Source organism: Undibacterium sp. FW305-107 (genome assembly GCF_058788535.1).
The window spans coordinates 192,383-206,585 of the sequence record NZ_JBYTAV010000006.1 but is presented as its reverse complement, the minus strand read 5'-3'; the positions used below and the strand labels follow the sequence as shown (position 1 = coordinate 206,585).

The window sequence follows — 14,203 nt, the reverse complement described above, 5'->3', positions numbered from 1 at the left end:
ATTTCATAAGAAATAATTAAGCGCTAAGGCGAAATAGCGCGCAATGCCGGTTCACGCAGTTTCTTGACTTTCATCTGACCAGCTACCTCATTCAGCAGTGCCGTCCTGGTTGCAGATAACTGGACTATGTTTTCAGCCACTTCCTGCTTTTGGTATTGCATATAGATCTGGTAGGCAGTCATGACCGCTAATTCATAGTACAAAGGCAGCTCACCCTTGAGTGAGAGTTCGGAATACCATTGTTCTGAACCAAAGCGTTTTTTTGCTTCGCCGACGATCATTTCCGAAAATGACATTTCCTCACCAGTAATAGGTGCAGGCAAGGGCGGTTGCTGTGAAGCGTTGTCCCCTGACTTGGCAATTTTGGCTGCATCCACATTGGCGACAGGATTGGCGACGCCAACAGATGAACTCGGTATTGTTCCTGTCGTGGCATTCTGGGCCAGATATTTGTCGTAAAATTCTTTGTCGAAATTCGGTACAGCAGCACCAAAGACATCCCTGTCAGTCACGCCAGCCGGACGCACCAGACTCAATGGAGGTTTTCTTTCGGGCTTGTCGACAGCGGCCTGATAAGTAAATGACACGCCACCGCAAAACGGCGGAGGTATACGCCAGGCCGTCGTGCGGCTAGCGTCACCTTTGGTAATTACTTCCAGATGGATATGTTCAGGATTGGGAAGGATACCGGTATTCGAAGGCACGCCTATCTTGTCACCCACACTGATTGCGGATCCGTTCAGCCTCGCCTTGCCATTGGCATCGGGCTCAAAACTTTTCAAGTGACAGAATTTGGTTGCGAAACCATCTGGCTGTGAAATGACCACCATATTTCCGCAACCTGCCGTACCAGCAAAAGAACGGTACGTACCATCTACAGGCGCCACCACCATGGGATCTGCCAATACTTTTTTTGAAAAATCCGTTCCATAGTGAAATTGCCATTTACCGCGGCCATTGGGATTTGCGTCAAAGCGCCAGCCAAACGGGCTGCTGACAACCAAAGAGCCGGATTTGATGACCGTTTGCAGGCAAGTACTTGCCGACGCCAGATTTTGCGTCAATAAGCTTGCGCATACTGCAATTGCCAGCAGATAGGGTCTAGGAGTAAATTTAGCCTGCATTTTTTTTCAACAATGGTTTTAATATGGACTTAATCGTGTCTTTTTCACTTCGCGTGGGATTTTCACGCTCCATCAGAAACAATCCAGCCTCATAGGCTATCTTGTCTTCAAACCCTAATCCCAATGCGGCCCAGTTAAGGTATTGCCTGAGTTTCTCATTACGTAATTCGCCCTGTGCCCGTGTCGCTGCTGCCTGCACGGTCTTGCATACAGCCTGGTCATATTCGCTGTCATGCGAAGTATCGACACAGATACTGTTATAAATAAAATGATGCAAAGTCAGATAAGGTAAATCGAGTGCCACACCTTTGTTCTGGTCTGCCTGTTTCAAGCGTACAGCGCTATAAAACAAAATTTGTGCTGATACCACCTGATCATTTGCTGCATACCACGCCATCTTCTTATAGATCATCGCATAACGCTTATCCGGTTCTGTGGCGATAATACCGCCGGGACGCAGAACAGCCAGCTTGGGATAGGCATAGGCTAACGAAGTATCGATTTTCTTTACTGCATCCAGTTCCTTCATGGGGAACTTCTTGTTAACTTCAGCCTGATTCTTTGCCGCTTTTTCGATCACATAAAACGAAAACCAGGGATTGTCTTCTGTTGGCTCACTGCCCGTACTGGTTTGTGCCTGCGCCATGGCAGAAACAACAAGTCCCAACACGATAAATAATAAGTTATTGAAAAACACCCGCATCATCGTTTTGCAACATACCGCTTTGTTGCGGCATCAAAAGTAAAAGAAAAGGTCCTGTCCAGTTTTTCCAAAGCAGTGCCGGTCTGATTCAAAGCCATTCCTGACTGCCGCAAAACCACGTCTGGATAATCTGGCGAGGCCGACGCAAGGAAACTGGCCGTCAGTTTGCTATCCGCACACAGTTTCTTGCCTTGGCATGCGGCACCTTCCAGATTATTGAGTAATACTTCAGCCGTCTTGAGTACACTTTGTGGTTTCTTGTCAGCGCCAAATATGTATATATCGGCAGATGCATACAGATAACCACCTTTGTTCGCAGGGAGCAATACCACAGCTACCGGATTTTTGTTTTGGGAAAAAAATCCACCCGCTCCGCTTGCGTCTTCAATGGCAATATTGAGCACACCGCCAGGGCCTCGTACATTGATGGCATCACTGGCACATTTACCAGATTTCTCTGGGCAATTACCGTCACGTATAAAAGTAGATACCCAATACAGATCGTTGCCGCTACCACCAAGGGCAATAACTTTTTCAATGCCAGCTGCTGTCTTTGCTTCCTGCCCCAGCTTGACCGCATCCGCAGCCTGACCAGTCGCAGCCACTGCACACATGATTATTGCAAGCACGCTTTTTTTCATGACATCACCAGATCTTCATTTCTCTTATGCAAAAACAGCATCAGCATGCATTGATGCCAAATTTCTTGCGCCAGAATTCCCAATACATCTGTCCATTGATTTGTTCAAGAGGCACTCGCGGGCTCATATTCCCTTGTATCGCTTTTTTCCTTGCGGCAGATAAAGGGGCACCTGTCGTAATATTGTCGTAAATCTGTTTGAAGCCAGAAGCTCCCATATTATGCATGCCGTACAGCACAAACACAGGCGGTACGCCCTTCACACCTTGCGGGAAAGTGCTGCTGAAAGCAGCGATATTGGAAATCGCATATTTTTTTGCAGCGATGCCGTTCTGGTAAGGATCAAAAACCTGCTCGGGTAACAAACCACTCATGCCAACGTCAGCCAATGCCCCGGCACCCATCTGGTACAGACCATAATAATTCGCTGGGCTTATGGCACGCGGATTTTTGGTTGACTCTACATAGGCATAGTAATGCCAGGCAGAACGCGAAATGCCAAAGTTAAGCAAAGGCGCACCAGAGTCGCCATTCGCAAAGGAATTATTGATGGCAGTATTCACATCAGCCTTGCCCATTTTTTCATACTTGGCAAAATCCGCACTGGCAGCGCAGCGCGCCTGCGTTTCGGCAGAACCTGTCGTCGTTGAAGATGGATCAAGATTAGGATTGGCATCAGCAATCTGACTGGCCACATCGGCACGTGCTGAATTATCGGCGTTGAAGGCAACCACCACTTTACTGCGGCGTGCAATTTGTGAATTCAGAGAATGTGCGACCGTACTCATGCGCGCCTGCATGACGCTATTACTGCCAGAGAATGCCTTTCGGGCGTCGGAGTTATAGGTGTCTTCACTGTAATCAGTAGCAGGATAATTTCCCATACCCATGACATTTTCGGACCATACCATCGCAGCACGTTTTTCTTCTTCCGACAATTGCGTGGTTTTTGCTTCGCCGGTCTTGGTATAACCAGGAGGCATGACATCCAGATTTTGCAAATGATCAGCCGCCGCAGCTTCGCAAATCCCGTTGAATACATCGGACATACTGCAATAACTGGTGGAATGCCGTAGATAACTTGCTTCAGCATCCGCCATTCTGGAGGTGCGCATGCTATTGACCATGCGGGTATTCATTGCATCGGTGGCGATCGCAGTACCTGAAGAAATCAATGGCGTTACTTGCGTTTGTGATACCAGTTCATTGCACACCTTGGTCGGCATGGTGGTTCCGGTTTCCTTGATCAGGGTTGCAGCAACGGCTTCTTCGGGACCACGGGGCGTACTGCCTGGCAAGCCTACCTGCGTTCCATACAAAAAAGATTTACCTTGCAACATCGCTGCTTCGCCATCGTTCTCAACTTTATTGCGCGCGCCACCTAGTTCAAAGGCAGCCGCCACTTTTGCACCGGCACCCCAGGTTTCCGGCAACACTTGATAATTGACCAGTGAAGTGGCAGCTAAAGTCATCGAAGAAGCGGCAGCAGAAATTGTCGCGACGATCGCTGATGTTGTAATCGAGATTTCAATCAACATTTCCGGCGACCAGATCTCGCACCAGTAGCCCCCCAAGTACACGCAGGGACCCGCCTTGGCCGACTGTGAAATGAAAAACAGGGACAACAACAGCAAACTAAGGCACAACGTGGCATACCGCCGCCAACCATTCCTCCTGGCTGCGGCAGGTTTCTGCGATTTCTGCTTATTGAAATAAATTCCCATGAATTTTATCGCTCTTTGACTGCGATTAAGGAGTAACAGGAGGTGCGCCAATAGAACGGAGAGCCGCTTCACGATTTCTCGCGTAATTCGGATTCATACTCACGGCAATTTCATTCAAGATAGCTACTTGTGTCGCCAGATTTTGCTCAACTCGCTCTTGCTGCACATAGGATTGATAATCCATCCAGCTCTTGAAGGCCATCATCTTGTTCAATTCACGCAGCAGGCCATTGGTATTGTATTGAGATAAAGTCAGATACCAGGATTGATCTACAAAACGATTTTCAACAAAGAGTTTCATGGCCTGCAAGGGAGACAAAGCCGTAAGGCCGGGAGCAACCAGGCCCATGGATTCTGGTGTCAGGCTAGTATCAACCTTACGCATCAAAGCGCCATTTTCCATCGTCGCCAATGGCACAGATGCGCGAGCAGCGTAGGTATTGTTGGCCGCAAGCCATTGCTTGCCTGCCGCCGTCTTGGAAATTTCGTCGACATTATTTGGTGTATTCGGGGGTTCACCAACCACGTTAACGGCAAAGCGCGAGGCCGCAATCAGACCTGCATCATCCAGTGGTTTGTCTGCCGAGGCTAAGACCGTTTTGGATGCATTTACGGGTGCCTGATAATAGCGCTTATTTTCGGCACTGGCAGCCATATAAATCATATCGTCCTGATAGCGCTGTGCCATCTCTTTACGGATGTCAGACGCACCATTGCGGAAATAATTAACTTTTTCCTGTACGCTTTGAGAGTCTGGCGAAACACCACCAACAGCCGAACCCAGCGTCGTTGACGATGCCAGATCATAACAATTGCGTTGACCGTTCAACATCGGGTCTTTGATATTCAGCAAAGCAATTGCGGCAGCTTCATTGATCTTGATATCGCCATCGACAGCGATCTTGCCTTCTGCCAGTACCTTGGCCCTTGCGCCATTCATTTCAACTGCAGCCTTGACCTTGGCACCAGCGCCCCAGATTTCCGGTAAGATTTGCAGCTCTACGAGTTCAGTCATGGCTGCAATAACTGCGACTGCTGCTGCCTCAACCGCTGCAACTACCGCACCACCTGCAGAAATTGCGCCGGCAGCGGCGGCGGCACCGTCACCACAACAAGCTTCAGCGCGCATGGGGATTAAAACGACAGGCACAGCAAGGGCGCATGAAACTGCAACTGCCACTAATTTTTTATTCAGATTTTTCATCGCTTAACCTTCACTCATAAGCCGGGGATAGTCGATTGTGACTGGGCGGGCGCCGCTGGCGGCGGTGCCGGCGAATATGCTGGAGGAGGGCTTACCGGCGCAGGTCCCACATTGACAAAGCTACCGAAGGTATTCACCCCTGACTGGTTGATACCGGAGTTAACGGTATTGACAGCATTACTTACCGCACTGTTCCAGGCACCAGTCGCCGCAGCACAAATCTTCATGATGATGTCATTGACGATTTTATCTATCAGCTGATTCAGGATCGCTTCAAAAGCTGCAGTAAAGCTGAAGCTGGTTGGCAAATTGAATGCCACTGAAATCATTTGGATATTTTGCAGGCAAGAATTGATGGAGTCATTAAAGCGCTTGACCGGGTCCCCGGGCGCAGCCGCAGTTGCCATGTTTTTAGCAGAATTATTGATCGCAGTATCCATCTGAGGGCCACAATTTTTCTGTGTCCTCGCATTTGTTTCGTTAGTACCCAGCGCATTGGTGGCACGCATATTTTTTTGCGTATTGGCATCCAGAATCACCAGCCCTGAGTCAACTGAGCCTACCGCACCGACAGTCGATACGCTGTCGGCCCTAGCCATGACTGGCATGATACCGATAGAGATAATCAAGAATCGGCACATCATATTTTTCACAATTTCCCGCATCACTAAGCTCCTTGTTTTCATATCATTGTCTGAGCCACTCACGCACGCACATTTTATTTACTGCACCTGACTTTTGGATTAGTCCGGTTACAAGTTCAAAAACTACAAACCCGGTATGGCCGAAGGTGGATTAGAAGGCACCGGTGCAAAAGGTGCCGGGCTAATCGGCGGCGGCCCCACATTGACTACACTTCCAAAAGTATTGATACCTGATTGATTGATACCCGTATTGAGTGTGTCTATCGCATTACCTACAGCCGAATTCCACGCTCCTGTTGCTGCTGCACATATTTTCATGATGACTTCATCAACCAGTTTTTGCATCAGCTGTTTCAGTATTGTTTCAAACATTTGAGTAAAATTGAAACTGGTCGGCAAACTCAGAGCTGCCGAAATCGTCTGTATGTTTGCAAAGCAGGCATTCACACTGTCATTGAGTTTTTTTACAGAATCACTGTGGGTCATGGCAGCTGACATGTTTTCCCGTTTTTTCTTACCAGTCTCTGTTGCTTTTTTGGCACAATCGTCAATCACCGCGTTATCTGTCTGATTCGCCCCCACCACTCCATTCAGCTCTAGAGTTTTTTGAGCGCTGGCATCCAGCGTGGTGATAGTCAGATCACCAATTCCCGACATACTGTCTGCGGTACATATGCCAGGCATCAGCGTCGCAAACGCAAGCCAGACCGACAGCAACAGCTTGTTATTAATTAATTTCATCATGCTATCCGTGCACTCTGTTCAATGGCGGCTTGCACTGCAGCCAACCGCTCAGGTGCGAATACGGTCTGCAACAATGCTGTCTTCCTGGCAAAGCGTAACCTGTCCATCATGAGCTTGAAGGCAACCCGGTCGACGGCGGTTACGCCACCCTGCTCATAGAGTTCGTGCGCTTCACGTAAAAAATCAAATTCAAATTCCGGGAATCCGGTTTCCAGCCAATACACCAGCCGCAAAGCCTTGGATGAATGCAGATAAGCGAGCACGACCAACAAGTCATTAATGAATGCTGTCTTTTGTCCTGAGCTTACCGCCTGTGCCAGCATGGCAGGCATCGCAGCCAGAAATACGGCCAGCTCATCATCCAAAGAAACATCGCTGTCGATGGCCCAGTCCTCAGTCGCATCCATCGCGCCAATAATATATGGCGCACCGGGCGAAACCTCGCTCCAATACGTCTCCAAGCCTTTACTTGTTAAGTCGACCATATATTATCCATGCCAGAAAAATACAATACTGACGCATTATAACTACAGAATTATTTAAAGAAAATACCCTTGCACTTTTTACTTTATTTCAAAAAACCTTTATAAGTAATAAGTTTTTTAAAAAAATTATTTTACTTGTCGAGTTTTTACCATCAGGTTATCATTAATAATTGAAAAAGTGAAAGTAAAAAACTTAATGGCGGTGAATTTGAACGATCAATCTACATTAAGAAATGCAAATTCAACAACATCCGAAGCTGAAGGGGCTGATGATGAGTTGGGCGAGCATTTGCAAAAACACAAAGTGATTGAGGCTGCCCACCATATTGCCGATGTCATGCTGGGCCCGGTTGGTGGCATGCTGGTTGCGCACTCCCTGCATGCAGCTGACATGGCAGCAGAGTTGTACAGCCAGCCAAATAAGAACAATGCAAATGCCATTCCACTGAACCAACCTCATTTGACATTGAATGGGGTACCAACTGCAAAACCCGTACTAGTACTGGATGCCAATGACGATCCGCGGAATCCAGGTAAGAAGTTGAACAAGAAACCAAGTGAAAAAGTGGTCAGTGAAACCGAAAAACGCTATCACGAGCGAGCCTTTAGTCAGGCTATGGATTTGACGCCGCCCATCAGCCCCCACCTGGATCGACCGGGTACGCCGACAGCGTCAACACGCAAGAGAAAACGAGTTACACCGATTTAAAAACAGATATAAACGAATTGAATTCGATCCAGAACACAGTTATAGCAAAAGCCGGACATTATCCAACAGCTTTCAGCCATTAAAGAGATAACCATGCGTACAAGCAAAAAACTCAATATCTATATCTTGCTGACACTGGCAATTGCCTTGATGGCGACTGGGGCACAGGCAGGGAATTTTTGGGTGCCCGAAAAAGAGCAAGCCGATTACTCCATTCAAATACTGAGATATGTATTCGGTGATGTCGTCTTGAAAATTTATGAAGGCACAATAAGTCCAAATGGCGACAACATACTTTCAAAGTTACTTGCAACGATGAATGCTGGCGTTCTCGTCGTCGGCATGATCATCATGGCTTACACTTATATAGGTGGAGCTGTACACACAGCTAAGGATGGTGAATGGCTGGGCAAGAAGTGGGACACCATGATGGTTCCATTACGAACAGCGGGTGGCATGGCAATGTTATTACCAACAGTTGCAGGCTACTCTTTTTTGCAAGTTGTATTGATTTGGTGCGGCATACAGGCTGTTGGTCTGGGTAGTACGATCTGGACTACAGCATATACCAGTATCGCCAAGCAAGTTTTTGTTACCCCCCCGTTTCTTGCACCAAATAAGACCGCGAAGCAAGTATTCCTGATGGTCGCTTGCAGGCAAGCCGGTAATATGTATGGCATGGAAGTCACTCCAATTTCAGCCGATGGAAAAATAATTTATGCAGCCAAAGGGTCACAAGATGCTGGCAGTGCTGGGTTTTGCGGTGCTATTCAATGGAGTGCGTCCAGCACTTTTACCAAATTAAAAAATGCATCCACCAATTTGATCGGTTGCGATCATTGGCTATCTAACGACGTAGGCTGCAAGCAATTGCTAGCAGACACAACGGCACAACCTTTTTCATCGTTCAATGTCACTGGCGTAGATGGAGTTGAACTGTTTAAAACTGAACGCAAGGAACAGTTTGAAGAGGCGATGCGCCTTGCGCACGGAGAGATTATTACCAATATGCTGAGCAGCACCGTACTGCAAGAAATGGCCAACGACCTGTTATTATCAACCGACGAATCCAAGCGCGCCATGCTTCCTGGAGGAAAATATGAAAATACACTGGCGGCGATTCAACTTCAATACGAGAAAGCGCTAATAACGAAAATCCACGATAACATGAAATCCATACTTTTTGAGGGGATGTCGGCAGAGGTGTTATGGATGGACAAAATGACGCAACAAATGGCAACTGGCGGCTGGTTGCACGCCGGCTCTTTCTACATGAAAATCGGTAATTTAAACAATGCCGCGCAAAACGTCATCAATGCCGCAGTCTCTACTGCCTACACTATTCCCAATATTTCTGGAATGCAGAATGAGAGCCAGAATTCAGCATTCTCGGTCTTCCTGAACAATTTACAGCAAACAATTATTGGAACAAATGACCTTGCTAACAAGATAGAGAGTAATACCCCTGCGAAATTCGATATTTTTGATATCAGGAAAACCTGGAATGGCATTACTGATGGCATTTCAACCGGTATGTTGAAATTTGCCATGGTGGGTGAAATCGGAAAAAATGGCATGGACCCGCTAATTCAGTTAAAAGCAATTGGCGATACCGCCATTGTAGCGGGTGAGGCGATGCTAATAGAAGGCTCAGGTGCTTTGCCATTTGGCAAAAAATCCGGTGATACCAGCACCATGTCAATTATATTGGCAGCACTAACCGGACTCATGTTGAGTATGGGCATGTTCCTTGGAATTATTCTACCCATGCTTCCTTATGTATTTTGGGTTTCTGGCGTTGCCTGGTGGCTGATTTCATTTGTTGAGGCTGTCATTGCTGCACCAATTTGGGCGATAGCACACATGCATCCAGAAGGACACGACATTGCTGGTCGCGGCTCACCCGGATACATGTTTGTCCTGTCCATTCTGATACGTCCGGCACTGATGGTCATCTTCCTGTTTGCTGCCATGCTGTTGATAAAACCCATCATGAATTTCGTTAATCAGGGATTTTTTCAATCCATATCAAATATGACTGAAGGCTCCATGGTAGGCATCATGACTTTATTGGGTACGTTGATACTGTACTCTGGTATTACTACTAAAATGATTACGACAGTATTTGGCGTCATCAATACCGGACCAGACAATATCATGCGTTGGATAGGTGGCAGTGATTCCGTTGGCACTCAGGCACAATCAACAGCAAGCAACATCCACCAAGGCGCTGATGCCGCTGGTGGACAGGCAGCGGGCGGGGTCGGCAAGGTTGTCAATGGGATCGGCGGCAAGATGGCTGCCAAGCGCGGCAGCGTAGTGTCCACTGCGCAGTAGATGCTTCATAGAGTTTAAGATGTCATCCCTGCCGCAAAATGCATGAGAGGCATGGGTGACATATTGAATGAAGGTGTTTTGTACCAACAGCAGCAATACAAACTGTAATGCTGCAGTCTTGCATGAGTGGCGTATCACTCTCGTTTCCGTATATAGCGGCACATCCTGGTGAATGTATGCGGGCTCTTACCGAAAACAGTTGGTCTAATCATGCTCGTAAAAGCACATCAGTCTAAATCTGTCGGCAAAAACAAAAACACCGTATATATCTAAAAGAATATATACGGTGTTTTGCAACTTGATCAGTGAGCTGGAAAATTCAACCCTCTGTCTTGGCGCCTGCTATGGAAAACAGTTTCATGCTGTTCAGTGGAAGCTGGGATAGAAAAGGCAGTTTGGAACCAGCTTCACGACCCCGCTTTGGGCGCTTTACAATCTGGTTGCCCTCCCCGGGAAACTGCAGGCCCATACCATCCAACATGTCCAGATTCAATTCCCATGACTTTTTAGATCGCTCTTTCCAGACATGCAAGGCATGCTGGTAATAGGTCAATGCCTGAGCCTTGCTCCAGCCATTGATCTTTGCCAGTTGCGCCATGGCGGCATCAAATTCATTATCACTTTTCGCTCTGCTCAGCTCTATATTTTTAACCGAATGGCAGCGCGGGCACAAGCTCATCAGAGCAGTGATTTTTTGCACCCCTCTGGCTTCGTCATATTCAAACACTTCATGACATTCGACCGGGTGCTGATGACCTTGTTCAAAGCCATTTTCAAGACAAATTTCGCAGCGATAACCAGCTCGTACAAAAACAGATTTTTTGAGCCTGTTGAAGTCGGCATGACCGAGATAACTGCGCACGCTGGAAAAGCGGCTGGAAAAGGGGACAGGCTCTATCGAAAGCACGGGACGACTCAATGGTACTTGCACCAGATTTTCAGCACTTGGCGCAGTGGTGACAATGGTGGGACGCAAGATCGCCATTTTTTTTAATTCTTGCTGCAAGGCTGGTAATTCACTGGCAAGCACACCGATTTCATTGGTATGTTTATTCACCACACGTACATAGGGAAATATGTTGGCCAACTGTGTCAGGCCAAAGTTCAGCTCATCCCTGAAAAGCATACCTCGCTCTTCATAAAAGCCTTCACGAACCAATACCCGGCGCTGGGCAAGCGACAAAGGTCCCAATAAACACAAGCGCTTACTTTGAGTATCAGGGTCATACGCAACCACCATACGCAAGGTGTGCATCGTCAGGTCCGCCCACTTGGTCAGTGGCTGAGTTGCGGTTTCTGAAGATTTCAAGTCCTCATTCATGATTTCGTTCACTGAATGCTCCAAACTAAAACGCTTTTATCAATCTTCCTGTTTCATGTCTTGCTGTGCACGTTTTTTTAACTGCATATCTGCGCTCCGCCCCGACACATCCGTCTTAAATCCATGCAAGATGTTCCTGCCCAGCTGACGCGCAGAACGCAAACACCAGATAATCATACGCATGAATAGCTTACGCGGCCTGACCGTTTCAGGATCAAGTTCAGATTGCTGATCAAAGCCATATACAACAAGACAAAGCAATACGACTACCAAAATCCAAAAGTAAAACATATCTACCTCACACCGTCTTTTTGACTGAGGTGCTCATTTTCATGCGCTCCTCATTGTTACAGGAAAAAATGTCCGCACGATGAAAAATGCTGACTCTCTTATCCCAATTTGGCTTAAAAAGACGGAAGTTGCCGTAGAATAATAATAACTAATACGGAATCTTGGCAAGCGTTTAAGTTACATATCTTAACCTAGAGGTCGTGAACAAACCTATACCGCAGCATCCAAAGTGGTTTCGCTTTTGTTTCTATTTGCAAGCGCCCTTGACAAAAATGAAAATAGTCAATTAACAACGCAATAGACTACTTTCTGATTGAATGACACCTTCATTTGATACTGGCATTTGTGGCAGACTATTCCCTATGAAGCTGTGGACATCAGACCCGCAGGAACTGCGAAATTCAGGCGGCACCAAATGCCTGGTTTCAGGCAACTTTGCTGGTCTGGTTTTTACCTGCTTTAAGACCAGATACATACCGAAGTATGCAAATACCTGCCTCAAATATCAGCAATAGTCAGAGTCAGGAAACATTTGGTTTCAATTTTTCCTGATCATGCGCTCAATCTGCTCCACCTCAGGTTGCTCTGGGACAATGAATGCATTACGTTCTCCGCCGCGCTGATAAATCAGCAGAGGAGTTCCTCTAAATTTAGTATCGCGTAAGAACAACAAGTTTTGTGACAAGGAGCGTGCCATCCTGTCATCCGGAGCAACAGACTTGATAGTTTTCTTGAACATCTTTTCAACGATATCGGTTTCACCACGGTTTAATAAAAAGTATGCCGCCATTTGCGCTGACGGGCTTTGCATATTATTACCGCTGAGTGAAATGACAGGAATCCAGCGCACACGCAAGAGTCCACGCTGTACATAAGGTCGCAGCATTTCCCAGGTTTTATGGCAATGTGGGCAGATAGGATCAAAAATCACATACACGATGTTATTGCCGCTGCCCTCTTCTACCCAGGCAGTAGATTTTTCTGCTGCGGCAAAAACCTTGTTTTTGAATTCAGTAGGAACGGTCTCCAGTTCACGGATGGAGGTAAGCATCTTGCTTTGCTCTGCAATGGTCTTGTCAACTTCACTTGCACTCACTGCTGGTGCTGCAGGGGCCGCCTGAGCAATGCCTGCCTGTTCAGCTAATTCAATTTTGGTGATAGAGCCACCGGCAGAATTAAAAACCTCGCCCGCTGCAAGGAATTTGCCATTAGCAGTGATGTAGAAAATCTTTTTGCTGCCATTGCGCTCAACCACCAGGCCCTTGAATCCTGAAGAAGAGCGGAATTCCTTGACGACATTGTTGCCTTTCCCCTGCATGATGCGATTCCAGTCCGGTGCAGACTTGGGGGCTACACTCTTTTGAGAGATAGGCAGGCCATCTTCACCGAATAATTCCCCAGAAAAAAGGTAGTCGCCATTTTCGGTCACATAGAAAGTTTTCTCGGCACCGCCTGCTTCTACCACCAGACCACGGAAACCTGATGGAGAAGAAAAGTCTTTAACGACTTTGTTGCCACGCGCCGTCATTATCTTCTTCCAGTCAGTCGCTGCCATCGCAGACAGAGAAAGCGATATCCCCATTGCCATGAGGATACTTTTTAATATGCGGTTCTTTTGCATTACATCATGCCTTCCATAAATTCGGCTTTCCCACTACATCAGTGTGAACAAACCCACGTTTTTTATATAAGCCAACGCCGCCAGCCTTAAGGCTGAGGGCAACGCCAGCAAGATCTTCCACACCTACACCATCCATCCAGCCATCTGCAGCCCCGGCATAGACATGACCGGAATCTGCTGCTGCACCTTCGGTCTGATCATTGGTGACCCAGGAACGATATCCAGAAGTCAGGTGGTAATAACCATGGATGCCCTGGTTGAACCAGAAATGACTTTGTACGGCAGTAATCAGGGCTGCCAGACGCATATCTACCTGAACAACTCTGGCACTTCTGACATCCCGTAAAAACCAGCATAGCCGCTTGTAACCTTCTGCATCGATGCGGCCATCTTTACCCCAAAGTATAAAATCAGCACGCTCAGCTGCATGCCACTTTGAAGCTTCCCTTGTCAGGTAAATGCGACGCAGTATGCGTCCTTCACCAGATTTTTCCGGGTAGTAGTAATCAGGGCTGAACAGTTGTGCAGCGGCAGCCCCCGTTGTAGCAGGTAATATCAAGCCTGCCGCAACGGCAAAGGATTTCGCCAGAAAATCACGTCTGGGTGATTGCTCTGTGCAAGTTTCCAAATTAGTGGGCAGCTTGTTCATTTATACA

At 47.3% G+C, this 14,203-nt stretch carries 13 protein-coding genes; 2 read left to right on the top strand and 11 right to left on the bottom strand.

Annotated features, from left to right (window positions below; all coding sequences use genetic code 11):
- Positions 1-23: 23 nt before the first annotated feature.
- The 8 genes from AC3WQT_RS15075 to AC3WQT_RS15040 all read right to left on the bottom strand — a co-directional run bounded on the left by AC3WQT_RS15075 (position 24) and on the right by AC3WQT_RS15040 (position 7,268).
- Positions 24-1,124 (bottom strand): M23 family metallopeptidase, encoded by a 1,101-nt coding sequence (locus AC3WQT_RS15075; RefSeq protein WP_492704776.1) that lies wholly within the window; start codon positions 1,122-1,124, stop codon positions 24-26.
- Positions 1,114-1,794, bottom strand: a complete 681-nt coding sequence (locus AC3WQT_RS15070; protein WP_492704775.1) for a hypothetical protein — start codon at positions 1,792-1,794, stop codon at positions 1,114-1,116. The genes AC3WQT_RS15075 and AC3WQT_RS15070 overlap by 11 nt, the downstream gene beginning before the upstream one ends.
- Before the next feature lie 32 nt (positions 1,795-1,826).
- Positions 1,827-2,468 carry a hypothetical protein gene (locus AC3WQT_RS15065; RefSeq protein WP_492704774.1) on the bottom strand — a complete coding sequence of 214 codons (642 nt, stop codon included), beginning with the start codon at positions 2,466-2,468 and terminating at the stop codon, positions 1,827-1,829.
- Positions 2,469-2,508: 40 nt separating this feature from the next.
- Positions 2,509-4,005 (bottom strand): transglycosylase SLT domain-containing protein, encoded by a 1,497-nt coding sequence (locus AC3WQT_RS15060; RefSeq protein ID WP_492704773.1) that lies wholly within the window; start codon positions 4,003-4,005, stop codon positions 2,509-2,511.
- Positions 4,006-4,216: 211 nt separating this feature from the next.
- The gene (locus tag AC3WQT_RS15055; RefSeq protein ID WP_492704772.1) at positions 4,217-5,395 is read right to left on the bottom strand and encodes a hypothetical protein; all 1,179 of its coding nucleotides are present in this window, start codon (positions 5,393-5,395) and stop codon (positions 4,217-4,219) included.
- A 14-nt stretch (positions 5,396-5,409) separates the two neighbouring features.
- Positions 5,410-6,039, bottom strand: coding sequence for a hypothetical protein (locus AC3WQT_RS15050; protein ID WP_492704771.1), 630 nt, complete (start codon positions 6,037-6,039; stop codon positions 5,410-5,412).
- Positions 6,040-6,162: 123 nt separating this feature from the next.
- Complete coding sequence (locus AC3WQT_RS15045; protein ID WP_492704770.1) at positions 6,163-6,783, bottom strand: hypothetical protein; 621 nt, start codon at positions 6,781-6,783, stop codon at positions 6,163-6,165.
- Positions 6,780-7,268: a type IVB secretion system protein IcmW gene (locus tag AC3WQT_RS15040; RefSeq protein ID WP_492704769.1), complete on the bottom strand. Its 489-nt coding sequence runs from the start codon at positions 7,266-7,268 to the stop codon at positions 6,780-6,782. Before AC3WQT_RS15040 ends, AC3WQT_RS15045 begins: the two co-directional genes overlap by 4 nt.
- 178 nt (positions 7,269-7,446) lie before the next feature.
- On the opposite strand from AC3WQT_RS15040, the gene AC3WQT_RS15035 reads away from it, so the two are divergent.
- Positions 7,447-7,977, top strand: coding sequence for a hypothetical protein (locus AC3WQT_RS15035; protein WP_492704768.1), 531 nt, complete (start codon positions 7,447-7,449; stop codon positions 7,975-7,977).
- A 93-nt stretch (positions 7,978-8,070) separates the two neighbouring features.
- Positions 8,071-10,314 (top strand): DotA/TraY family protein, encoded by a 2,244-nt coding sequence (locus AC3WQT_RS15030; RefSeq protein ID WP_492704767.1) that lies wholly within the window; start codon positions 8,071-8,073, stop codon positions 10,312-10,314.
- Positions 10,315-10,633: 319 nt separating this feature from the next.
- Here the strand turns inward: AC3WQT_RS15030 and AC3WQT_RS15025 are convergent, their stop codons facing one another.
- The 3 genes from AC3WQT_RS15025 to AC3WQT_RS15015 all read right to left on the bottom strand — a co-directional run bounded on the left by AC3WQT_RS15025 (position 10,634) and on the right by AC3WQT_RS15015 (position 14,196).
- Positions 10,634-11,647: a hypothetical protein gene (locus AC3WQT_RS15025; protein WP_492704766.1), complete on the bottom strand. Its 1,014-nt coding sequence runs from the start codon at positions 11,645-11,647 to the stop codon at positions 10,634-10,636.
- Positions 11,648-12,464: 817 nt separating this feature from the next.
- Entirely contained in the window at positions 12,465-13,547 is a 1,083-nt protein-coding gene (locus AC3WQT_RS15020; RefSeq protein WP_492704765.1) for a hypothetical protein, read from the bottom strand.
- Between the two features lie 4 nt (positions 13,548-13,551).
- Positions 13,552-14,196: a YcbK family protein gene (locus tag AC3WQT_RS15015; RefSeq protein ID WP_492704764.1), complete on the bottom strand. Its 645-nt coding sequence runs from the start codon at positions 14,194-14,196 to the stop codon at positions 13,552-13,554.
- Between the last annotated feature and the right edge of the window lie 7 nt (positions 14,197-14,203).